Origin of the sequence: Pseudomonas palleroniana (assembly GCF_022836895.1) — a bacterium.
GTDB classification, from domain to species: Bacteria; Pseudomonadota; Gammaproteobacteria; order Pseudomonadales; family Pseudomonadaceae; genus Aquipseudomonas; species Aquipseudomonas palleroniana.
This window is the reverse complement of sequence record NZ_CP092411.1, coordinates 5769905-5790590: the sequence shown is the minus strand read 5'-3', so window position 1 is coordinate 5790590 and position 20686 is coordinate 5769905. Positions and strand designations below refer to the sequence as shown.

Here is a 20686-nt window from a genome sequence, read left to right as displayed (position 1 = left end):
CGCGAGCGCCAGGCAGCTCATTGCGTGAGGTAACTCAAAAGGCGGCTCAGCAAACCGAGCCCGATTACCGCCACCAGTACCACACCAAGGAGCAGCCACGGCCGGAAAGGCTTGCGCTCGACTTGGTTCTGGGAGAGTTGCAGGTACTCTTCGACATGCCGTTGGTCATCGGGGTTCAGGCGGCTGGTCATAAAGGCCTCGTCAGGTAGACGTTGCAAAAGGGCGCCACGTTACAGTCAGGGGATTGGCGGCATCGCCACAAGCGTAGCCTGCGCCCGTGTCACAGGCTGATGCCCACGTCGAATACTATGCTGCGGCCCAGGTTGTTACGCAAGAAGTCCGGTGCGTCGGGGTGTGCGAACAGCACCCGGGCAAAGGTCGGCCCGACTAACGACAGCGAACGCCAACCCTGGCGCAGGTATTCGGTGGGAGGCGGGAAGTGGCTGTTGAGGTCCAGTACTTCGCGTTTGAGGCTGGTGAAGGCAATCAAGTCCAGCTCGCCGAGGTCCATGCCGCGTTCTTTGTAGTTATGGGCTTTCTTGCGCAAGGTGGGGGCCAGGCGCAGCAGAAACTCATGGGCGGGAATGCGTCGCGGCTTGGCCTCGCGCCGGACCAGCTGGCTCAGGGAAAACGCACTGCGTCGGCGCAGCAGCTCATCGCGCCATTCGTCGTTCAGGCGCCGGCCTTCATCCAGAACAAAAAAAACTTCGAAACTGGCGTCGCGAAACAGCACGTCCGGCGGCTCTTGCCCGGCAGGGTGAAACTCTTCCGCCCGGTAAGGCACGTTCAAGCCTTGCAGCAGGCGCTGGCAGACCCAACGCTCACGCTCCCATTTGCGGGCATTGGACAAGAACGCGTTGGCTTGTTCGGCCGCTACGGTGAGCAGGCGCAAATAATCTGAGTCATCCATGTTTGCAGCTTAGCGTTCAAATGATGACCGCAGGAAGTCTTGCTTTAAAACAGCGGTGTAGACTGGCCTCTCGAGAGTGGCTCAGGGATGAGGGGCGTGATGAGGTTTCTTGCAGGGGGTGTGTTCCCGTGATCAGCGCAGCGGTATTGGCACCGGCGACGCTCGGCCTCGGTTGGCTGTTGTACGCGCCTTGGGTGTTGTGGGCGATCCTGCGCTCGCCCTGGGTCGAGCTGTTTGCCGACCGACGGCGCCAGCATTTGTTGTTCGGTACGGTGTTTGCGCTGTTCATGCTCTGGTTGGTGCGGCGGGATTTCGATACCGGGGTTTCCTACCACTTTATCGGCATGACCGCTGTGACCCTGTTGCTCGACTGGCCCCTGGCAATCTTCGGAGGGCTTGTCGCGCAAATGGGCCTGGTGTGGCTGGGGCGCCAGGATCTGGCCGCTGTCGGGGTCAATGGCCTGTTGTTGGTCGTGCTGCCGGTGCTGGTCACCGAAGGCTGCGCGCTGCTGGTGGAGCGTGCGCAGCCGCGTAATCCTTTTGTGTATATCTTCTGCTCGGGTTTTTTCGCCGCTGCGCTGTCAGCGTTGCTCTGTCTGTTGGCCGCATTGGGGCTGTTGTGGTTCGACGGGCGTTTCGCGATGCCGGAATGGCTGGAGGATTTCGTCGGTTACTTGTGGCTGATCATCTTCCCCGAAGCCTTTATCAACGGCATGGTGATCAGTGCCTTGGTGGTGTTCAGTCCTGAATGGCTGGAGACTTTCAACCGCACCCGCTACCTCTCGGCACCCTGGAAGGATGACGACTCGCAGCGTTGATCCAGATCAAATCGCGGGCAATCCGGCAGGCCCATGCTCTGCACAATTTTTCAGGAGCACGGATCATGAGTGTGTATGAGTGGGCACGGCAGGAGTTGCGCAGAAGCCAGGACGCAGCGCAGGAAATCGGTTTTGACCCAGGGCTGACCCTGCGCGCCATGCTCAGTGCAGTGGTGCAACAGAGCAAGGGCGTACGCAGCTTCGAAGACCTGGCCGACGAACTGCAATACCTCGCAGAGAACCTCGACGACCAGCAGGAATACGCTTTTATGCGGCCTTAGTGGCGCGGCGTCAGGTCTTCGGAGAACAACTCGTCTTCGGCATCCGGGGCTACGGGAATCTTGTGTTCTTCAGCCGCCCAGGCACCCAGGTCGATGAGCTTGCAGCGGTCCGAGCAGAACGGTCGGTTGGGGTTGGTCGTTTTCCATTCCACGGGTGCGCCGCAGGTTGGGCAGTCGACGGTCAGGGGTTGGCTCATGATCGGCCTCCACGCAAAGTAAGGTAAAAGTGGTGCAGTCGCTCGACCTCGCTGTGCAGCCAGGCGAGGTCCTGGTCATTGACCAGCACGTCATCGGCATGGTTCAGGCGGTCTTCACGGCTGGACTGGGCCTTGAGAATCGCCTGCACCTGCTGCTCGCTGATGCCGTCGCGCTGCAGGGTACGCTGAATCTGCAGCGATTGCGGCACGTCGATCACCAGGATGCGCTGGGTCATGCTGTACTGGCCGGACTCGATCAGCAGCGGAGACACCAGTATCGCGTAGGGCGATTGCGCACGCGCCAGGTGGCTGCGAATCTCTTCGCCAATCAGTGGGTGCAGCAAAGCTTCCAGCCAGAGGCGCTCCTGGGGGACTTCAAAGATCAGTTGACGCAACGCGGCGCGGTCCAATCGGCCGTCGGGCAGCAGCACGCCGGCACCGAAGTGCTCGGCGATACGCGCCAGTGCCGGGCGGCCGGGCTCGACGACCCAGCGGGCGGCATGGTCGGCGTCGACCAGGTCGATGCCCAGGTCGATAAAGTGCTGGGCGGCAGCGCTCTTGCCGCTGCCAATGCCGCCGGTGAGGCCAAGAATCCAGGGTGTTGCGACAGAAGTGGTCATCTGAAACCGACAGACTGCAAATAGAAGTCGGTTATTTGACCACCCCAGAGCAATGCAATCCAGCCGGCAATCGCCAGGCAAGGACCAAATGGCATCGGCGTCGATACGTCGGACTTGCGCAAGTGCATCAGCATCAGCCCGGCAGACACCCCCAGCAGCGACGCCAACAGCAGCGTCATCGGCAGAATCTGCCAACCCCCCCAGGCGCCGAGCAGGGCCAGTAATTTGAAGTCGCCATGGCCCATGCCGTCCTTGCCGGTGATCAACTTGAACAGCCAGAACACCGTCCACAGGCTCATATAGCCCGTGACCGCGCCCCACAGCGCATCGGGCAGTGTCGCCAGCAGGCCATTGCTGTTGAGGATCAGCCCCAGCCATAACAGTGGCAGCACGAGCACGTCGGGCAGCAGTTGATGCTCTGCATCGATCAGGCTCATGGCCAGTAAGCCCCAACTCAGCAGCATCACTGCGCCTGCTTGCCAGCCGAAACCGAAGTGCCAGGCAGTGACGGCCGAAATGAGTGCGCAGGCCAGTTCAGTCAACGGGTAGCGGGCGCTGATGGGCTCGCGACAATGGGCGCAGCGCCCCCTGAGCATCACGTAGCTGAGCAGTGGGATATTTTGCCAGGGGCGAATCGGTTGGTTGCACCGCGGGCAGCAGGAATTGGGGCGCATCAGGTTATAGGCAGGCCCGACAGGCGCAGTTGGCAGTCCGAGGAGTTCGTTGGCCTGGGCACGCCATTCCCGTTCCAGCATCTTCGGCAGGCGCCACACCAGCACATTGAGGAAGCTGCCGACGATCAGGCCGAGCACCAGTGCCGTTGCAACGAAGGCCCAGGGAAGCTCAGTGAGCAGCCTGCTCAAAATGCGCTCCCCAATTGGAAGACCGGCAGGTACATGGCAAGGACCAACGCGCCGACAATACCGCCCAGCACCACCATGATCAGGGGCTCCATCAGGCTGGTGAGGTTATCGACCAGGTGGTCCACATCGGCCTCGTAATGGCTCGCGACTTTTTCCAGCATGCCATCCAGCGTGCCGGACTCTTCACCGATGGCTGTCATCTGGACCGCCATGCCTGGAAACAAACCGCTGGCGGCCATGCAGTGATTCAGTTGCATGCCGGTGGAGACATCATGGCGCATACGTTCGATTGCCTGTTTGAAGGGGCCAATGCCGACGGCGCCGGCTGCCGAGCTCAAGGCCTGCACCAGCGGCACGCCTGCTGCAAAGGTAGTCGAGAGCGTACGGGCGTAGCGGGCGATGGCGGACTTCTTCAGCAGTGTGCCCGCCAGGGGCAGTTTCAACAAACCCGCTTCCAGCCTGTAACGAAAGCCCGGAGACGCCCGATGGGCCAGGCGTAGCCCGGCAGTTGTCGCGCCCAGGCTCAGTGCCACTAACCACCAGGCACGCTGCAGGAATTCGGACAAGGCAATGACCCACAGGGTAAAGCCGGGCAAGGGACTGTCGACCCCCGCGAACAGGTTCTGGAACTGCGGCACTACATGGACCAGCAGCACCGTACTGACCAGAGTGGCAACCACCAGGATCGCGATAGGGTAGGTCATGGCTTTCTTGACCCTGACCTTGAGCCGTTGGCTTTTTTCCAGATGGATTGCCACGCGCTCCAGTAGGGTTTCCAGGGCGCCGGCTTGTTCTCCGGCGGCGATCAGGTTGCAATACAAGTCATCGAAGTAGCGCGGGTGCTTGCGCAGTGCGGCAGCCAGATTGGTGCCGGCGGCAATCTCCTGTTTCAGCCCCTTGAGCAGTTCGCGCAGCTGTTGGTTTTCGACGCTTTCACGAATGATATCGAACGCCTGCAGCAAGGGGATGCCGGCCGTCAGCAGCGTCGCCAGCTGGCGAGTGAACAGCGCAATATCGGCGGGCTTTATTGCAGGAGCGAGCATTGGCATACCCTGGGCTTGCTTGCATACGCGACCGGGGCAGATCCCTTGCCGGCGCAGTTGGGCCTTGATTGATGCAAGGTCGTGACCGGTGGTTTTTCCGCTCACCCTGCGCCCTTTGCGGTTGATGCCTTCCCAGGCGTAGATCGTCGAAGCGTCGTTCATGTCGCGGTTCCGCACACAGGTAGTGGAAGCTTTATAGCTTAGTCAGGTAACGGGCTCGGGCCTGAAGCGGCTGAGCGATAAAATGTCAGAATGTGCGTCTTGTGCGCGATTGGCCGCTCACGGATGAGTACACTGGCGCCGCTGCAAAATGCGGGGCGCAGGAAGCGCCTTGTCTTGGGCTCTATCTCTGGAGAGTGAATGTGATGCGTCAGAAAGGCTTTACCTTGATCGAGCTGCTGATCGTCGTGGCGATCATCGGCATTTTGGCAACCATCGGCTTGCCCATGTACACCAAGCACCAGGCCAAGGCCAAGTTCACGGCGGGCTTGGCTGAAATCAGTGCATTGAAGGCGGGCTTCGAGGACACCCTTAACCGGGGCACCGTACCGACGCTGGCTTTGATCGGTGGCACCAGCCCCACCGCCAACTGCACTATCGACGTGACGGGTGATGTGGCCACCGGGGCCGGCTCCATCCGTTGTGAAATCCTTGATGCGCCTGCGCCCGTGCTGGGCAAGACCATCACCTTGACGCGCAGTGCCACCACGGGCTGGAAGTGTGCCACCACGGCTGACGCGCAATACGTCGCCAAGGGCTGCGGCACCGACGGAGCGTAACCTTTGCCGGGTGGTAGGCGAGTGAGTTGCCGCATGCCCGATGCGGTGCTAGCTTTAGCCCACCGCCCGTGTAGCTCAGCCGGTAGAGCAGCGCACTCGTAACGCGAAGGTCGCAGGTTCGATTCCTGTCTCGGGCACCAAGGCAACACTGTTTCAACGGCATGTTTCAACGGCATGTTTCAAAGGCATGTTTCAAAGGCAACGTTTTCAGATGATCCCAGAATGGTTCTGAAGGCCAGACAAGTCGGCACTCGTGCCCGCTTATCAATATCTGCGCGACCTTGATGACCCAGATGCATCCCCATTCCTCGATCTAAGAGAACAACATGACCACGACTGAGATGACCCAGGAAGTTCGGCACCAGGTAGCACTCGAAAAGTACCTCGAGGAGTCACCGCAGCTTAAGGAAGAGATCAAGGATTTGAGTGCTGATGACCAGCGCGACCAGATTCAGTGGGCATTCGAGGACGAAGCCGAAAGCCAGGGCTACCAGCCTTGGGAGCTGACGCTCAAATACACCTCTACACCCGAAGAGTTCGAAGTCGCGCGGCTGGCCTTGCATAAAGAGGCGGCCGAGGTGCTGGGGGTCGAGTGGGAAGAATATTGCGAGATGAATAACCTCGTCGTCTAGTAGTGAGCGGGCTTGCCCCGCGCTGGGTGGCGAAGCCGCCCCAAAAGGACGCCTCGGTGTCTCGGAAAGACCGGGGCGCCTGAGTTTGGGGCGGCTGCGCCACCCAACGTGGGGCAAGCCCACTCACTACAACATTCCGGGGGAGGTCAGATGCTCAGGCGCATCGACAAATCCACTGCCTTGACATCCTTGGTCATCGCGCCGATGGAGATGTAGTCCACTCCGGTTTCAGCGATAGGCAGCAGGGTGCTTTCATTGATCCCGCCGCTGGCTTCCAGCTTGGCCTTGCCGGCGTTCAGTCGCACGGCTTCACGCATGTCATCCAGGCTCAATTCGTCGAGCATGATGATGTCGGCATTCGCCGCCAGTGCTTCACGCAATTCTTCCAGGCTTTCCACTTCGATTTCCACCGGCTTGCCCGGAGCGATCTTGTGGGCGGCCGTAATTGCCTGGGCAATGCCGCCACACGCAGCGATATGGTTTTCCTTGATCAGGAACGCGTCATACAGACCGATACGGTGGTTGTGACAGCCGCCGCAGGTCACTGCGTACTTCTGCGCCAAACGCAGGCCCGGCAAGGTTTTGCGGGTGTCGAGCAGCTTGACCTGGGTACTCGCGACAAAGTCCGCCAAGTACTGAGCCCGCGTGGCTACGCCTGACAGCATTTGCAGGAAGTTCAGCGCGCAGCGCTCACCACTGAGCAGCGAACGCGCCGGGCCTTCGAGATGAAACAACGCCTGGTTGGGGCTGACGCGATCTCCATCGGCCACCTGCCAATGTACGGCGACGCGCGGGTCAAGCTGGCGGAATACCGCGTCTACCCAGGCGGTACCGGCGATAACCGCCGCATCACGGGTAATGATCGTGGCTTTGGCCAGCCGTTCGGCCGGGATCAATTGCGCGGTGATATCGCCGCTGCCGATATCTTCCAGCAGTGCACGGCGCACGTTGGCTTCGATTTCGGCGGTGAGGTCGGCAAGACGGAGATTCGGCATAACAGGCTCCACAAACAAAGTGCAGGGATTATAGGGCCAGCACGCGCCCGAACCCAGGCTCACTACTCATTTGCCACGCAATGGCAGAGTTTGCTGGCGTAACGGCCCTCATTTGCAAGATAATCCAGCGCCTTGCAATTGGCGTCATAGCTTTGACGTATGGGTGATGCCGGGATATTTGCAGTGCCCGCCCAGGCCTGCCCTCGATATTTTCAACTCCACCGTTTCAGGAGGCCAGGATGCACAATGACGGAAAGGTGGTGTCGATCAACAAGGCACAGGCCACGCCATCGCCGCTCGCGCGCCTGCCTGTGGTGTTGCTGCAGGTACGTGACAAGGCCGCGCAACAGCTGCAACAAGGGTTGCAGGAACTGTTCGATAACGCCGACGACACCCTGTTCGAGATGGCCGACAAGGCCCGCAGTAACGCCGACCACCACATCTTCTTTGAAGCCATGCGCGACCTGCGGCTCAAGCGCAAGAATTTCGAGCGCGTATTCATGGAGCAGCTGTTTGCCGCCTTCGCCCATCTGGGGCAGGTCGGGCGCGGTGACGTGCAGCTGGTGCCGAGGGTGTCATACGAAACCGGCGTCGCTAAGTCCGGCGATGCACTGGAAAAGGCCGTGGCGCTGGAGGCCATGTTGGGGCGGGTACACCACCGTGACGGCCTGGCGCTGGGGCAACTGACGGCCCGCTTGAGTGCTTTGCTGGGCAAGCCACTGGACGAGCGTGAAAACCCCTTGGGGCCGGCCCTGCTGTGCGAGTTCTTTTTGCAGGCGGGGCGCAGCCTGGGCGTGGAGATTCGCGTCAAGCTGATCATGCTCAAGCTCTTTGAAAAATACGTGCTCAGTGACGCCGACCTGTTGTACGGCGGCGCGAATCAACTGTTGGTTGCCACCGGGGTATTGCCCGAGCTCAAGGCGGTACCCTCGCGCCGACCCGGCGGGCGGGCGTCGCGTGACCAGCAGCGCGAGGAACGCTCGCCATCCATGGAGCCTGCGGGCGATGACAGTGGCCAGGAAGCCTTTGCCGCTTTGCAGAAGCTGCTGGCGGCGGTTCGTGGCAGCGTTGCCCCCACCCTGGAAGCCAGCGCCGAGCCGCAACCGATTGCCTCCCGCGACCTGCTGCGTCTGCTTTCTCATCTGCAACAGTACGTGCCGGAGCCCGAGGCCGAAGACGATTTCGACCTGCGTAACCAGCTTGAACAGCTGTTGACCCGGGTCAGCGTCAAAAGTGGCAAATCCCGTGTGGTGGAGGATGCCGATGAGGATGTGATCAACCTGGTCGCGCTGCTGTTCGAATACATCCTCAGTGACCGCACCGTGCCTGATGCCTTCAAGGCACTGATTGGTCGCTTGCAGATTCCGATGCTGAAAGTGGCGGTGCTGGACAAGAGCTTCTTCAGCCGTACCAGCCATCCGGCGCGACGCTTGCTGAATGAAATAGCCGCCGCCGCCATGAGCTGGAGCCCACGGGATGACTATCAGCGCGACAGCCTGTACCTGCATATCGAGCAGGTGGTGCAGCGCTTGCTGAATGATTTCGTTGACGACATGACGATTTTTTCCGAGTTGCTGGCGCAGTTCACTGCGTTTGTCTCGGATGAGCGTCGCCGCAGCGAGCTGCTTGAACAACACACCTACGTCGCCGAAGAAGGGCGCGTGCGGGCTGACGCCGCCCGCCAGCGTGTGGCCGAGGTGCTCAACCGGCGCTTGCTGGGCAAGGTGTTGCCCCAGGCGGTGGTGCAATTTATCCAGCAAGCCTGGAGCCAGGTGCTGTTGCTGGCCAATCTCAAGCACGGCGAGCAGTCGGTGCAATGGCAGGCGGGGCTGCGCACCATGGACGAGTTGATCTGGAGCGTGGGGCTGCAGAAGGACACCGAGGCCGGTCGTCACCTGCTGGAGCAACTGCCAGGGCTGCTCAAGGCATTGCGCGACGGCCTGACCAGTGCCGCGTTCGATCCCTTCAGCACGCGCGAATTCTTCGATCGGTTGCAAGCCATGCATGTGCAGTCTTTCGGTGGAGAGGGGGTCGAGACGTTGGTTGAAGTGCGCGAGCCCTTCGTACTCGGTGCCGGGGCGTCTGATCCGGCCGCGAACTTGCCCAATGATGACCCGGACCTGCTCAAGGTCTATCAGTTGCGGCTGGGGAGCTGGTTCGAGTTCCAGACCAGCGCGGCCACCACCCTGCGTTGCAAGCTGACGGCGATCATGGCACCGACCAATACCTATATTTTTGTCGGTCGCTCCGGGCTCAAGGTGCTGGAGAAGAGTGCTGCGCAGTTGGCCATGGCTTTCAAGCAGGGTGTACTGCGCACGTTGGACGAGGGCTTGCTGTTTGATCGTGCGTTGGCTTCGGTGATCGGCAACCTGCGTCAACTCAATCGCGGCAAGTGATCGCAACCGCAGGGCGGAACGCGGCATACTGGTAACACTTCGTCTCATTCAAGGAGCCAGTATGCAGTTGGACCCCGCCAGCGGTTGGTGCCAGGGCATCTGTCATTGCCCTTCGCCCAACTTCAACGAGCGCCCGGCTGGTGAAATCTCGCTGTTGGTGGTGCATAACATCAGCTTGCCACCGGCGCAGTTTGCCACGGGCAAGGTGCAGGAATTTTTCCAGAATCGCCTCGATGTTACGGAGCATCCCTATTTTGAAGGGATTGCCGCCCTACGGGTATCTGCGCATTTTCTGATTGAGCGGGACGGCACAGTGACGCAATTTGTCTCGTGCCGTGACCGGGCGTGGCATGCCGGGGTTTCCAGTTTCGAGGGGCGTGAGGTCTGCAACGATTTTTCCCTGGGGATCGAGTTGGAGGGAACGGATGAGCTGCCATTTACCGATGCCCAGTATGATTCGCTGATCGAACTGACACGCCAGTTGTTGGCGGCTTATCCCGACATAACGCACTCGCGTATTTGCGGTCATAGCGATATCGCCCCGGGTCGCAAGACCGACCCCGGCCCGGCTTTTGATTGGACGCGCTTTCGCAGCGCCCTGCAGGATGGAGGACACGCACGATGAGTTTCCTGGTGTTGGTTCTGGCGGTGTGGATCGAGAAGTTCTCGGCCCTGCGCCAGCGGTTGCAGCGCGATGGCGGCTGGTTGCGTGAGCTGGCCAAGTTGGAGTCGAGCCCCAGGATGGGCAAGCGACCCTGGCTGATTCTGTTGTTGCTGGTATTGCTGCCGGTACTGTTGCTGGCGCTGTTGTTGCTAGTGCTGGAGCCGGTGGCCTACGGCTTGTTGGCTTTGCCGGTGCACTTGCTGGTGGTGATCTACAGCCTGGGGCGTGGTGATCTATTGGCGCAGCTTGGACCTTTCCGCGACGCCTGGCGCCGCGGTGACCTGCAGGCTGCCGAGCACGTGGCCGAGCGTGACCTGAACATCGGCGCCGACAGCGGCGAGCAGTTACTGGAGCGGGTTCAGGGGCATCTGCTCTGGCAGGCCTATCAGAGCTTTTTTGCGGTGATTTTCTGGTATTTCCTATTGGGTCCGGTGGCGGCGTTGGCTTATCGCTTGCTGGCGCTGGCCAATGAATACAGCCAGAACCCGTTGGTGGCCGAGCGCGCCGGGCAACTGCGGCACGCGTTTGACTGGGTGCCGGTACGCCTGCTGGCGGCCAGTTTTGCCTTGGTCGGTAATTTCGTAGCGGTCAGCCGGGTGATGCTCCACGAGCTGCTGAATTGGGATATCAGCGCCGCACAACTGCTGGAAAAAGTCGGCCTGGTGGCCGCAGAAATCCCCGCGCCCGTGGTGGGCGTCGACGGCATCAATAGCCTGGATCAGTTGTGGGAACTGCTGCTGCGCGCGGCGGTGTTGTGGTACGCCGGGTTTGCTATCTGGACTGTGTTGCCCTGACACAATCCCGCAGGGGCGGGTCGTTTCGCGTGTAGGGCTTTCGTGTAGGAATAAGATTTTTGCGGTGTGGTGCTTGTCTTGTTTTCCCTGTCGGCCTTCATTGTGAGGTGAATCGGTGAGAAGTTTGTATCACCTAGTAACCGTCTCGCGGAGGCACAGTCATGACCGCTGTCATCGGCATCAAAGGGCATTGTGCTCACTGTGAAATGACATTCGAGCTCAAGCCTTGGCAGTTGAATGCCATTGCCATCGATGAGCCCTTTGACTGCCGGTACTGTCACGCGTGCCTGCAGCTGTGTTGCCACAAGCAACTGCGTCAATTCCGAGCGTTGGACCATTGGGCGCTGGTGCGTCCCGGCATGGTCATTCTGACCTGCGCGACCTTGCTGATGGCGCTGGTGGCGGAATGGGTGGGGCTGCTCAGTGTGCTCGGGCAGTTCAATATTTCACTGACGACGGTGTTGGTGCATTGCCTGAGCGTGCGTTACGCCCGCCACCGGCAAAAGATCACCTTGAATCTACAGGCTGTCAGCCGGCTGCCAATTGAACAGCTGGCACGCGTTGCGTGTGCTCGCCTCGGCCAGGCGTGACGCGTCGATACCCATGCGTTCAGCCAGGGCGATGCAGATGTCCGGCAGGTGTTGCGGGCTGTTGCGCTGGCCCGGGTACATGACCGGCGCCATATCGGGTGAGTCGGTTTCCAGCACGACCGCCTCAAGGGGCAGTTGAGCGAGCACCTTGTGCATGCGCAGTGCCTGGGGCCAGGTAGCGGCGCCGCCCAGGCCCAGTTTGAAACCGAGCTTGATGTACTCGCGGGCCTCTTCGACGCTGCCGGCGAACGCGTGGATGATGCCGCCGCGTGGCAGGCGAATGCGCTTGAGCGTGGCGATGACCGCCGCGTGGCTACGACGCACGTGCAGCAGGGCCGGGAGCTGAAAGTCCACCGCCAGTTTCAGTTGGGCTTCGAACAGGCTTTGCTGGCGCTCGCGATCCAGCTGCTCAAGGAAGTAATCCAGGCCGATCTCGCCGACGGCGCACAGTTGCCGGTGGCCCTGCAGGCGGTTCAGCCAATCGCCCAGTTCCATCAGGTCGGCGGGGCGGTGCTCATCGAGATACACCGGATGCAAGCCGAAGGCGGCGAATAAGCCGTCATCTGTTTGCACCAGATCCCACAACCGCTGCCAATTCTGCTGATACACCCCCAACACCACCATGCGCTGCACGCCGAGTTGGCGGCTGTGGGTGAGGACTGTCCGGCGATCGTCATCGAAATCCGGGAAGTCCAGGTGGGTATGGGTGTCGATCAGCTTCACGTTCAAGCCTCGTGAATGCGCTGCTTGAAGGTCCGGCCGATGGCGTGCACGCCAGGCTGATACTGCTCGTCTTCAATCGCCGCCAGCGCCAGGCGCAGGGCGGTATCGGCGATCAATTGATGTTGCTGGGCCATGGCGTTGACCGGCAACGGCAGGAAGTCCAGCAGTTGGGTGTCACCGAACGTGCCCAGGCGCAATGGCCGGGACTTAAGGGGGAAATCATGCAGTGCGTCGAACACGCCTTGCAGCAGCACGTAGGAAGTGGTCACCAGCGCGTCGGGCAAGTGCCCCAAGCGCTGCAGGAGTTGCTCCATCAACTGACGGCCGCAATCGCGGCTGAAAGCCTCGCCGTGTTCGACGATCACCTCGCCGGCAAACCCTTTGAGGGCTTCACGAAAGCCTGCGGCACGTTCCTGGCTGATGCTCAGCTCCGGGTGGGCACCGATCAGCGCAATCTGCTTGGGCAACGGCAGCAACAGGCTACTGGTCAGTTGCTGGCAGGCCTTGCGGTCGTCGCTGACCACCGAGCAGAACTGCGCAGGCTCCATGACCCGGTCGATGGCGATCACCGGCAGACCCTTGGCTTGCAGCTCGCGGTAACTGTCGTCGCTGGCCGGCAGGCAACTGGCGACAAACAACGCATCGCAGCGCCGCGCGCGGAACAGTTGCAGCAACTGGCGCTCGCTGTCGGCCTCATCGTCGGAACTGGCGATCAGCAATTGATAACCCCGTGCCCGCGCCCCTTGCTCCAGCAGCTTGGCGATACGTGCGTAACTGGGGTTTTCCAGGTCCGGCAGGATGAAGCCCAAGGTGCGCGTATGCCGGCTGCGCAGCCCGGCCGCCTGGGGGTTGGGAGTAAAGCCATGGGCTTCAACCACCGCACGCACCCGCTCGACGGTGGCGTTACTGATGCGTTGCTGTTCGGCCTTGCCATTGATGACATAGCTGGCGGTGGTTACGGACACACCGGCCAAGCGTGCGATATCACTGAGTTTCAAACCGGGATTTCCTTGTTTTTTGGAGCTCGCCCCGACATTTTGTCTAATCGTAACCGATTCCAGCGCGTGGCCCATGCCTGAGCTCAAGTGCCGAGCGGCCCTTCAAGCTTGCGCAATTACCGCGTAACCTGCCATAAATTCTAGATTAAACGTTTCAGCTGGCGTATTTTTACGACGTTCGTGACTAAGTGGCTACTGCCAATTGACCACTCAGTCAGTTATTTTTGAACACATTGCGCTGATTTATTCAAAACAATACCTAGTGCACGCCTTGCACTAACTAGGAGAACGGCATGCTGGAGCTCACTGTAGAGCAGATATCCATGGGCCAGGTGGCTGTGGATAAATCTGCCGCCTTGCATTTGCTCGCTGAAAAATTGGTGGCCGATGGCCTGGTCGCCGAGGGTTACCTCAGTGGCTTGCAAGCCCGTGAAGCCCAAGGCTCGACCTTTCTCGGCCAAGGCATCGCCATTCCCCACGGTACTCCCGAGACCCGCGACCAGGTGTTTTCTACCGGCGTGCGCTTGCTGCAGTTCCCCGAAGGGGTGGACTGGGGCGACGGCCAGATCGTTTACCTGGCCATCGGCATTGCCGCCAAATCCGATGAACACCTGCGCCTGCTGCAATTGCTGACCCGCGCCCTCGGCGAGACCGACCTGGGCCAGGCGCTGCGCCGCGCCGGTTCCGCCGAAGCCTTGCTGAAACTGCTGCAAGGCGCGCCGCAGGAGCTGGCGCTGGATGCACAGATGATCAGCCTCGGCGTGTCCGCCGATGACTTTGAAGAGCTGGTTTGGCGCGGTGCCCGGCTGTTGCGCCAGGCCGACTGTGTCAGCAATGGTTTCGCCGCCGTATTGCAGCAAGTCGACGCGCTGCCCCTGGGTGATGGCCTGTGGTGGTTGCACAGCGAACAGACGGTCAAGCGTCCGGGCCTGGCGTTCGTCACCCCGGACAAACCCATGCGTTACCTTGGCCAGCCGCTGCACGGCCTGTTCTGCCTGGCAAGCCTGGGCGAAGCACACCAGACGTTACTGGAGCGCCTGTGCGCGTTGCTGATTGAAGGTCGCGGCCAGGAGCTGGGCCGCGCGACCAGCAGCCGTGCCGTGCTCGAAGCGCTCGGTGGCGAACTGCCTGCCGACTGGCCCAGCGCTAGCATTCCCCTGGCCAACGCCCATGGCCTGCACGCGCGTCCGGCCAAGATCCTCGCGCAATTGGCGAAAAGCTTCGACGGCGATATCCGCGTACGCATCGTCGATGGCCCGGTGGGTGCCGTGTCGGTGAAAAGCCTGAGCAAACTCTTGAGCCTGGGTGCACGCCGTGGCCAGGTGCTGGAGTTTGTCGCCGAGCCGACGATTGCCGGTGATGCGTTGCCTGCCTTGCTGGCGGCGGTAGAGGAGGGTCTTGGCGAAGACGTCGAACCGCTGCCGACTGTAAGCGCCCCTGCGCCAGTGCTCGACAGTGAGCCGGTGATCAATGCGCCGCTGTCCGGCAGCCAGGTCCAGGCGATTGCGGCTGCCCCCGGCATCGCCATCGGCCCGGCCCATATCCAGATCCAGCAAGTGTTCGATTACCCACTGCGCGGCGAATCTTCGGCCATTGAACGCCAGCGCCTGCACCAGGCCCTGGCTGATGTACGCCGCGATATCCAGGGTTTGATCGAGCGTAGCCAGGCCAAGGCTATCCGCGAGATCTTCATTACCCACCAGGAAATGCTCGACGATCCGGAACTGACCGACGAAGTCGACACCCGCCTAAAACAAGGCGAGAGCGCACAGGCTGCGTGGATGAGCGTGATTGAGGCGGCCGCCAGGCAGCAGGAGTCGCTGCAGGACGCCTTGCTCGCGGAGCGCGCCGCCGACTTGCGGGATATCGGTCGCCGGGTGCTCGCGCAGTTGTGTGGCGTGGAAACCGCCCAGGAACCCAGCGAGCCGTACATTCTGGTGATGGACGAAGTGGGCCCCTCGGATGTGGCGCGCCTCGATCCATCGCGTGTTGCCGGCATCCTGACGGCCCGGGGCGGCGCTACGGCCCACAGCGCAATTGTTGCGCGCGCGCTGGGCATTCCCGCGCTGGTGGGGGCCGGTTCGGCAGTCTTGCTGCTGGCGTCCGGAACGCCATTGTTACTGGACGGCCAGCGCGGCCGCCTGCATGTCGACCCCGACGCCAGCACCCTGCAACGTGCCGTGGTCGAGCGCGATACCCGCGAACAGCGCCTGCAAGCCGCAGCGGCCCAGCGCCATCAACCGGCACTGACCCGCGACGGCCATGGCGTGGAAGTCTTCGCCAACATCGGCGAAAGCGCCGGGGTTGCCGGTGCGGTGGAGCAGGGGGCCGAAGGCATCGGGCTGTTGCGCACCGAGCTGATTTTCATGGCCCACCCGCAGGCGCCGGATGAAGCCACCCAGGAAGCGGAGTACCGCCGCGTGCTCGACGGCCTCGCCGGGCGCCCGCTGGTGGTGCGCACCCTGGATGTGGGTGGGGACAAACCGCTGCCCTATTGGCCGATTGCCCAGGAAGAAAACCCCTTCCTCGGCGTGCGCGGCATCCGTCTGACCTTGCAGCGCCCACAGATCATGGAAGCCCAGTTGCGGGCGTTGCTGCGCTCGGCGGACAACCGCCCGCTGCGCATCATGTTTCCCATGGTCGGCAGCGTGGACGAATGGCGTGCCGCCCGGGAAATGACCGAGCGCCTGCGCCTGGAAATCCCGGTGGCGGATTTGCAGTTGGGCATCATGATCGAAGTGCCGTCCGCTGCGTTGCTGGCGCCGGTACTGGCCAAGGAAGTGGACTTCTTCAGTGTCGGCACCAACGACCTGACCCAGTACACCCTGGCCATCGACCGCGGCCACCCGACGCTGTCGGCCCAGGCGGATGGCTTGCATCCCGCTGTATTGCAATTGATCGACATCACCGTGCGTGCCGCCCATGCCCACGGCAAGTGGGTTGGCGTGTGCGGCGAACTGGCGGCCGACCCGCTGGCGGTGCCGGTGCTGGTCGGCCTGGGTGTGGATGAATTGAGCGTTTCGGCCCGCAGCATTCCAGAAGTGAAGGCGCGGGTGCGGGAATTCAGTCTGAGCGAGGCCCAGGGCCTGGCGCAAAAAGCACTCGCGCTGGGCTCGCCCGCCGACGTGCGTGCCCTTGTGGAGGCCGTGTAAATGGCGAAGATTCTGACCCTGACGCTGAACCCGGCGCTCGACCTCACGGTGCGCCTGGCGTGCCTGGAACCGGGCGCCGTCAACCGCAGCGAGCCTCTGCTCACCCACGCTGCCGGCAAGGGGGTGAACGTGGCCCAGGTGTTGGCCGATTTGGGCCACCAAGTCACCGTCGGCGGCTTTCTCGGTGAAGACAACCCCCATGCCTTCGAGGCGCTGATTGCGCGGCGCGGTTTTGCCGATGCGTTTATCCGCGTACCGGGCGAAACCCGCAGCAACATCAAGATCGCCGAACAGGGCGGCCGGGTCACTGACATCAATGCCCCGGGGCCACAGGTCAGCGAGCAGGCGCAGTTGGCGCTGCTCAATCAGCTTGCCTTGATTGCGCCCGGCCATGAGGCCGTGGTGGTTGCCGGCAGTTTGCCGCGTGGTGTCAGTGTGCAGTGGTTCCAAGGCTTGCTCGCAACATTGAAGGACCTCGGCTTGAAGGTCGCCCTGGACACCAGCGGCGAAGCCCTGCGTGCGGGTTTGCAAGCCGGTCCCTGGTTGGTCAAGCCCAACACTGAAGAGCTGGCCGAAGCCCTGGATAACGCCGCAGACACCATCAGCCGCCTGCATCGGCAAGGCGTGGAGCATGTGGTGGTTTCCGATGGCGCCGCCGGCGTGAACTGGTACAGCCCGGGCGTGGCGTTGCACGCCACGCCGCCCAAGGTCAGCGTCGCCAGCACCGTCGGCGCCGGCGACTCGCTGCTGGCCGGCATGCTGCACGGTTTGCTCAGCGGCGACGCGCCCGAGCAGACCCTGCGCCGCGCCACCGCGATTGCCGCCATGGCGGTCACGCAGATCGGTTTCGGCATCAGCGATGACGCGCAGTTGGCGCGTCTGGAAAGCGGCGTCGATGTGCGCGCGCTGACAGAACAATAAGAGGGTTTGTGATGAAGTTAGCCATTGTTACCGCCTGCCCGAACGGCATGGTTACCAGTGTGCTGTGTGCTCGCTTGCTGGACGCCGCCGCGCAACGCCAGGGTTGGAGCACCAGCGTCGAAGTGGTGGACGTCGCACGCCCGGAGCGCCAGTTGTCCCAGGCGACGATCGATGCCGCCGAGTGGGTGCTGCTGGTCAGCAGCACGCCGGTCGACATGCAGCGGTTTGTCGGCAAACGCGTGTTCCAAAGTACGCCTGCTCAAGCCTTGGCCGATGTCGAGGCGGTGTTGCGCCTAGGCGCCGAAGAAGCCCAGGTGTATGTCGAGACACAACAGGCGGTAAAAAACGCGCCGCGTATCGTCGCGATTACCGCATGCCCCACCGGCGTCGCACACACCTTCATGGCCGCCGAAGCCTTGCAGCAAACCGCCAAGCGCTTGGGTTATGACTTGCAGGTCGAGACTCAAGGTTCGGTCGGTGCCCGCACCCCCCTGAGCCCGGAAGCTATCGCCAATGCCGATGTGGTGTTGCTCGCGGCGGACATCGAAGTCGCCACCGAGCGCTTCGCCGGCAAGAAGATCTACCGTTGTGGGACTGGCATCGCCCTCAAGCAATCCGAAGCGACCCTCAACAACGCCCTGGCCGAAGGCGCGGTGGAAAACGCCGCCAGTGGCGCGGTGGCCAAGCCGGAAAAAACCGGGGTGTACAAACACCTGCTCACGGGTGTGTCGTTCATGTTGCCGATGGTGGTGGCGGGCGGCTTGCTGATCGCCTTGTCGTTCGTGTTCGGCATCCATGCCTTCGAAGAAAAAGGCACCTTGGCCTCGGCCCTCAAGATCGTCGGCGACCAAGCCTTCATGCTGATGGTACCGCTGCTGGCGGGCTACATCGCCTACTCGATTGCCGACCGTCCAGGCCTGGCGCCCGGCATGATCGGCGGCTTGCTCGCGGGCACGCTGGGGGCCGGGTTTATCGGCGGCATTTTTGCCGGTTTCCTGGCCGGTTACTGCGTCAAGTTGATCACCCGCGCGGTGCAGTTGCCGCAGAGCCTGGAGGCGCTCAAGCCGATCCTGATCATCCCGTTGCTGGCCAGTCTGTTCACCGGGCTGGTGATGATTTATCTGGTCGGCCCGCCGGTGGCGCGCATGCTCACGGGCTTGACCGATTTTCTCAGCACCATGGGCACCACCAACGCGGTGCTGCTGGGCATTCTGTTGGGCGGCATGATGTGTGTCGACCTGGGCGGGCCGATCAACAAGGCCGCGTATGCGTTTTCCGTCGGTCTGTTGGCGGCGCAGAGCGGGGCGCCCATGGCTGCGACCATGGCCGCAGGCATGGTGCCGCCGATCGGCATGGGCATCGCGACGTTCCTGGCGCGACGCAAGTTCGCCCAGACCGAACGCGAAGCCGGCAAGGCCGCGATGATTCTAGGGTTGTGCTTTATCTCTGAGGGCGCGATCCCGTTCGCCGCCAAAGACCCGCTGCGGGTGATCCCGGCGAGTATCGCCGGTGGTGCCTTGACCGGTGCGCTGTCGATGTATTTTGGCTGCAAACTCGCGGCGCCTCACGGCGGCTTGTTTGTGCTGGTGATTCCGAATGCGATGAACCATGCATTGCTGTACTTGCTGGCGATTGTGGCCGGCAGCCTGCTGACTGGTCTGGTCTACGCGTTGATCAAGCGTCCGGACGCGGCGCCGGTGGCTGTCGCAACGGTGTCATAAGCGCATGCTTTAGTGGCCCTTTTGATACTCAAGAGGGCACCTGCATGAGCCACTTCGATCTCGGCCGTCGCCGTGTAATGCAAGCCGTCGGCGCCGGCATTCTACTGCCGGGCCTGGCCCCGGCGGTGATTGCTTCGGTCAAGGACCGCCCGCAACTCACCGATGGGGTGCAGTCCGGTGACTTGCTCGGCGACCGCGCCATGATCTGGAGCCGCAGTGATCGCCCGGCCAGGATGGTGGTGGAGTGGGACACCCGCAGTGTGTTCAGCAACCCCCGTCGTTTTGTTTCCCCTCTGGCCGACCTGCGCAGTGACTTTACCGCTCGCGTCGAGCTGACCGGGCTGCCGGTCGATCAGGCGATTTTCTACCGCGTGCACTTCGAGGATGCCCAGACCGGTGTCGCCAGCGAGCCCTGGTTCGGCCACCTGCGCAGTGTGCCGCAGCAGCGTCGCGACATTCGCTTTGTATGGAGCGGCGATACCGTTGGCCAAGGCTTCGGCATCAATCCGGACATCGGCGGCATGCGCATCTACGAAGCCATGCGCCTGCGCCTGCCGGACTTCTTTATCCACAGCGGCGACACCATCTACGCCGACGGCCCGGTGCCGGCGCAACTCACGGTCGAGGACGGGCGTATCTGGCGCAACATCACCACCGAGGCCAAGAGCAAGGTTGCTGAAACCCTCGATGACTACCGCGGCAATTATCGTTACAACCTGATGGACGAAAATGTGCGCCGCTTCAATGCCGAGGTGCCGCAGATCTGGCAATGGGACGATCACGAAGTGGTCAATAACTGGTCGCCGAGCAAGCAACTGGACGAGCGTTATCAGGTCAAGGACATCAACACGCTGGTGGGGCGTGCGCGTCAGGCCTGGCTGGAATATTCGCCGATGCGCCGGCAGAGCGCCGACGGCGGCGGGCGTATTTACCGCAAGCTCAGCTATGGTCCGCTGCTGGATGTGTTCGTGCTGGATATGCGCAGTTATCGCGGGCCTAACGACGACAACCTGGGCGGCGAAAAACCCTTTATGGGGCGTGAACAACTGGACTGGCTCAAACGTGAGCTCAAGGCGTCCCAGGCGCAATGGAAAGTCATCGCCGCCGACATGCCCATCGGTCTCGGCGTGCCGGATGGTGAGGTCAGCCCAGGCGTACCGCGCTGGGAAGCCATCGCCAACAATGACCCGGGCGCACCGCAAGGCCGCGAGCTGGAAGTGGCCGAGTTGTTGGGCTTTTTAAGGGCGCAGCAGGTCCGCAACCACGTGTGGCTGACGGCTGATGTGCATTACTGCGCGGCGCATCACTATCACCCGGATCGCGCGGCGTTCCAGGATTTCGAGCCGTTCTGGGAGTTTGTCGCCGGGCCATTGAACGCGGGCAGTTTCGGGCCAAACCCACTGGATAAGACGTTTGGCCCCGAGGTGGTTTTCCAAAAGGCTCCAGCTGCGCAGAACAGCTCGCCGTTTGCCGGGTTCCAGTTTTTTGGCGAAGTGCAGATTGATGGGCAGACGGCGGAGCTGACAGTGACTTTGCGCGACCTAGACGGCGTGTCCGTATTCCAGCAAAAACTCCAACCCGCCTGATTT

21 protein-coding genes and 1 tRNA gene are annotated in these 20686 nt (G+C 62.0%); 13 read left to right on the top strand and 9 right to left on the bottom strand.

Annotated elements, in window-relative coordinates; all coding sequences use genetic code 11:
- Nucleotides 1–17: 17 nt before the first annotated feature.
- Together MJP36_RS26045 and MJP36_RS26040 are read right to left on the bottom strand one after the other, a co-directional pair.
- On the bottom strand, nt 18–191 hold the full coding sequence (locus tag MJP36_RS26045) for a DUF3094 family protein (protein WP_244384371.1): 174 nt from the start codon (nt 189–191) through the stop codon (nt 18–20).
- Between the two features lie 89 nt (nt 192–280).
- Nucleotides 281–910 (bottom strand): DUF1780 domain-containing protein, encoded by a 630-nt coding sequence (locus MJP36_RS26040; RefSeq protein ID WP_053254334.1) that lies wholly within the window; start codon nt 908–910, stop codon nt 281–283.
- 128 nt (nt 911–1038) lie between these two features.
- On the opposite strand from MJP36_RS26040, the gene MJP36_RS26035 reads away from it, so the two are divergent.
- The gene (locus MJP36_RS26035) at nt 1039–1728 is read left to right on the top strand and encodes an energy-coupling factor ABC transporter permease (protein ID WP_161548296.1); all 690 of its coding nucleotides are present in this window, start codon (nt 1039–1041) and stop codon (nt 1726–1728) included.
- 65 nt (nt 1729–1793) lie between these two features.
- Nucleotides 1794–2009 (top strand): hypothetical protein, encoded by a 216-nt coding sequence (locus MJP36_RS26030; protein WP_003171680.1) that lies wholly within the window; start codon nt 1794–1796, stop codon nt 2007–2009.
- Here MJP36_RS26030 and yacG read toward each other — a convergent pair.
- From yacG to MJP36_RS26010, 4 genes are read right to left on the bottom strand one after another with little or no spacing between them, the layout of a single operon-like run.
- A complete protein-coding gene (gene yacG / locus MJP36_RS26025) occupies nt 2006–2206 on the bottom strand; it encodes a DNA gyrase inhibitor YacG (protein ID WP_060754867.1) in 201 nt (66 codons plus the stop codon). The two genes, MJP36_RS26030 and yacG, sit on opposite strands and share 4 nt — an antisense overlap.
- Nucleotides 2203–2826 (bottom strand): dephospho-CoA kinase, encoded by a 624-nt coding sequence (coaE, locus tag MJP36_RS26020; RefSeq protein ID WP_060754868.1) that lies wholly within the window; start codon nt 2824–2826, stop codon nt 2203–2205. Before coaE ends, yacG begins: the two co-directional genes overlap by 4 nt.
- Nucleotides 2823–3689, bottom strand: coding sequence for a prepilin peptidase (locus tag MJP36_RS26015; RefSeq protein WP_161548295.1), 867 nt, complete (start codon nt 3687–3689; stop codon nt 2823–2825). Before MJP36_RS26015 ends, coaE begins: the two co-directional genes overlap by 4 nt.
- Entirely contained in the window at nt 3686–4894 is a 1209-nt protein-coding gene (locus tag MJP36_RS26010; protein ID WP_244384369.1) for a type II secretion system F family protein, read from the bottom strand. Before MJP36_RS26010 ends, MJP36_RS26015 begins: the two co-directional genes overlap by 4 nt.
- 203 nt (nt 4895–5097) lie before the next feature.
- Between MJP36_RS26010 and MJP36_RS26005 the strand changes: the two genes are divergently transcribed.
- From MJP36_RS26005 to MJP36_RS25995, 3 genes are all read left to right on the top strand, one after another.
- On the top strand, nt 5098–5511 hold the full coding sequence (locus tag MJP36_RS26005; protein WP_161548354.1) for a pilin: 414 nt from the start codon (nt 5098–5100) through the stop codon (nt 5509–5511).
- Nucleotides 5512–5575: 64 nt separating this feature from the next.
- A tRNA-Thr gene (locus tag MJP36_RS26000) sits at nt 5576–5651 on the top strand.
- Between the two features lie 186 nt (nt 5652–5837).
- Complete coding sequence (locus MJP36_RS25995) at nt 5838–6143, top strand: DUF6388 family protein (RefSeq protein ID WP_244384367.1); 306 nt, start codon at nt 5838–5840, stop codon at nt 6141–6143.
- 146 nt (nt 6144–6289) lie between these two features.
- Here the strand turns inward: MJP36_RS25995 and nadC are convergent, their stop codons facing one another.
- Entirely contained in the window at nt 6290–7138 is an 849-nt protein-coding gene (gene nadC / locus MJP36_RS25990; RefSeq protein WP_090366842.1) for a carboxylating nicotinate-nucleotide diphosphorylase, read from the bottom strand.
- A 239-nt stretch (nt 7139–7377) separates the two neighbouring features.
- Here nadC and MJP36_RS25985 point away from each other — a divergent pair, with 239 nt between their 5' ends.
- From MJP36_RS25985 to MJP36_RS25970, 4 genes are all read left to right on the top strand, one after another.
- Nucleotides 7378–9534 (top strand): DUF1631 domain-containing protein, encoded by a 2157-nt coding sequence (locus tag MJP36_RS25985; RefSeq protein ID WP_244384366.1) that lies wholly within the window; start codon nt 7378–7380, stop codon nt 9532–9534.
- Between the two features lie 61 nt (nt 9535–9595).
- Nucleotides 9596–10159 (top strand): 1,6-anhydro-N-acetylmuramyl-L-alanine amidase AmpD, encoded by a 564-nt coding sequence (gene ampD / locus MJP36_RS25980; protein ID WP_161548292.1) that lies wholly within the window; start codon nt 9596–9598, stop codon nt 10157–10159.
- Nucleotides 10156–10992 (top strand): regulatory signaling modulator protein AmpE, encoded by an 837-nt coding sequence (gene ampE, locus MJP36_RS25975; RefSeq protein ID WP_090366835.1) that lies wholly within the window; start codon nt 10156–10158, stop codon nt 10990–10992. Before ampD ends, ampE begins: the two co-directional genes overlap by 4 nt.
- A 161-nt stretch (nt 10993–11153) precedes the next feature.
- Nucleotides 11154–11582, top strand: coding sequence for a hypothetical protein (locus tag MJP36_RS25970; RefSeq protein ID WP_244384365.1), 429 nt, complete (start codon nt 11154–11156; stop codon nt 11580–11582).
- Here the strand turns inward: MJP36_RS25970 and MJP36_RS25965 are convergent.
- Nucleotides 11511–12305 (bottom strand): TatD family hydrolase, encoded by a 795-nt coding sequence (locus tag MJP36_RS25965; RefSeq protein ID WP_244384364.1) that lies wholly within the window; start codon nt 12303–12305, stop codon nt 11511–11513. The genes MJP36_RS25970 and MJP36_RS25965 overlap by 72 nt on opposite strands.
- 2 nt (nt 12306–12307) lie before the next feature.
- Entirely contained in the window at nt 12308–13303 is a 996-nt protein-coding gene (gene cra, locus MJP36_RS25960) for a catabolite repressor/activator (protein ID WP_060754879.1), read from the bottom strand.
- A gap of 293 nt (nt 13304–13596) precedes the next feature.
- Here cra and ptsP point away from each other — a divergent pair, with 293 nt between their 5' ends.
- From ptsP to MJP36_RS25940, 4 genes are read left to right on the top strand one after another with little or no spacing between them, the layout of a single operon-like run.
- Entirely contained in the window at nt 13597–16455 is a 2859-nt protein-coding gene (ptsP, locus tag MJP36_RS25955) for a phosphoenolpyruvate--protein phosphotransferase (protein WP_244384363.1), read from the top strand.
- Nucleotides 16456–17376 (top strand): 1-phosphofructokinase, encoded by a 921-nt coding sequence (gene pfkB / locus MJP36_RS25950; protein WP_244384361.1) that lies wholly within the window; start codon nt 16456–16458, stop codon nt 17374–17376.
- Nucleotides 17377–17387: 11 nt separating this feature from the next.
- Nucleotides 17388–19097 (top strand): PTS fructose-like transporter subunit IIB, encoded by a 1710-nt coding sequence (locus MJP36_RS25945; protein ID WP_161548288.1) that lies wholly within the window; start codon nt 17388–17390, stop codon nt 19095–19097.
- Between the two features lie 44 nt (nt 19098–19141).
- On the top strand, nt 19142–20683 hold the full coding sequence (locus tag MJP36_RS25940; RefSeq protein WP_244384360.1) for an alkaline phosphatase D family protein: 1542 nt from the start codon (nt 19142–19144) through the stop codon (nt 20681–20683).
- Nucleotides 20684–20686: the final 3 nt, after the last annotated feature.

Excerpts from the sequence above, each read along its gene's own strand:
- MJP36_RS26045 (WP_244384371.1), bottom strand. The coding sequence starts at position 191 with ATGACCAGCCGCCTGAACCCCGATGACCAACGGCATGTCGAAGAGTAC.
- MJP36_RS26040 (WP_053254334.1), bottom strand. The coding sequence starts at position 910 with ATGGATGACTCAGATTATTTGCGCCTGCTCACCGTAGCGGCCGAACAA.
- MJP36_RS26030 (WP_003171680.1), top strand. The coding sequence starts at position 1,794 with ATGAGTGTGTATGAGTGGGCACGGCAGGAGTTGCGCAGAAGCCAGGAC.
- yacG (WP_060754867.1), bottom strand. The coding sequence starts at position 2,206 with ATGAGCCAACCCCTGACCGTCGACTGCCCAACCTGCGGCGCACCCGTG.
- coaE (WP_060754868.1), bottom strand. The coding sequence starts at position 2,826 with ATGACCACTTCTGTCGCAACACCCTGGATTCTTGGCCTCACCGGCGGC.
- MJP36_RS26010 (WP_244384369.1), bottom strand. The coding sequence starts at position 4,894 with ATGAACGACGCTTCGACGATCTACGCCTGGGAAGGCATCAACCGCAAA.
- MJP36_RS26005 (WP_161548354.1), top strand. The coding sequence starts at position 5,098 with ATGCGTCAGAAAGGCTTTACCTTGATCGAGCTGCTGATCGTCGTGGCG.
- MJP36_RS25995 (WP_244384367.1), top strand. The coding sequence starts at position 5,838 with ATGACCACGACTGAGATGACCCAGGAAGTTCGGCACCAGGTAGCACTC.
- nadC (WP_090366842.1), bottom strand. The coding sequence starts at position 7,138 with ATGCCGAATCTCCGTCTTGCCGACCTCACCGCCGAAATCGAAGCCAAC.
- MJP36_RS25985 (WP_244384366.1), top strand. The coding sequence starts at position 7,378 with ATGCACAATGACGGAAAGGTGGTGTCGATCAACAAGGCACAGGCCACG.
- ampD (WP_161548292.1), top strand. The coding sequence starts at position 9,596 with ATGCAGTTGGACCCCGCCAGCGGTTGGTGCCAGGGCATCTGTCATTGC.
- ampE (WP_090366835.1), top strand. The coding sequence starts at position 10,156 with ATGAGTTTCCTGGTGTTGGTTCTGGCGGTGTGGATCGAGAAGTTCTCG.
- MJP36_RS25970 (WP_244384365.1), top strand. The coding sequence starts at position 11,154 with ATGACCGCTGTCATCGGCATCAAAGGGCATTGTGCTCACTGTGAAATG.
- ptsP (WP_244384363.1), top strand. The coding sequence starts at position 13,597 with ATGCTGGAGCTCACTGTAGAGCAGATATCCATGGGCCAGGTGGCTGTG.
- pfkB (WP_244384361.1), top strand. The coding sequence starts at position 16,456 with ATGGCGAAGATTCTGACCCTGACGCTGAACCCGGCGCTCGACCTCACG.
- MJP36_RS25945 (WP_161548288.1), top strand. The coding sequence starts at position 17,388 with ATGAAGTTAGCCATTGTTACCGCCTGCCCGAACGGCATGGTTACCAGT.
- MJP36_RS25940 (WP_244384360.1), top strand. The coding sequence starts at position 19,142 with ATGAGCCACTTCGATCTCGGCCGTCGCCGTGTAATGCAAGCCGTCGGC.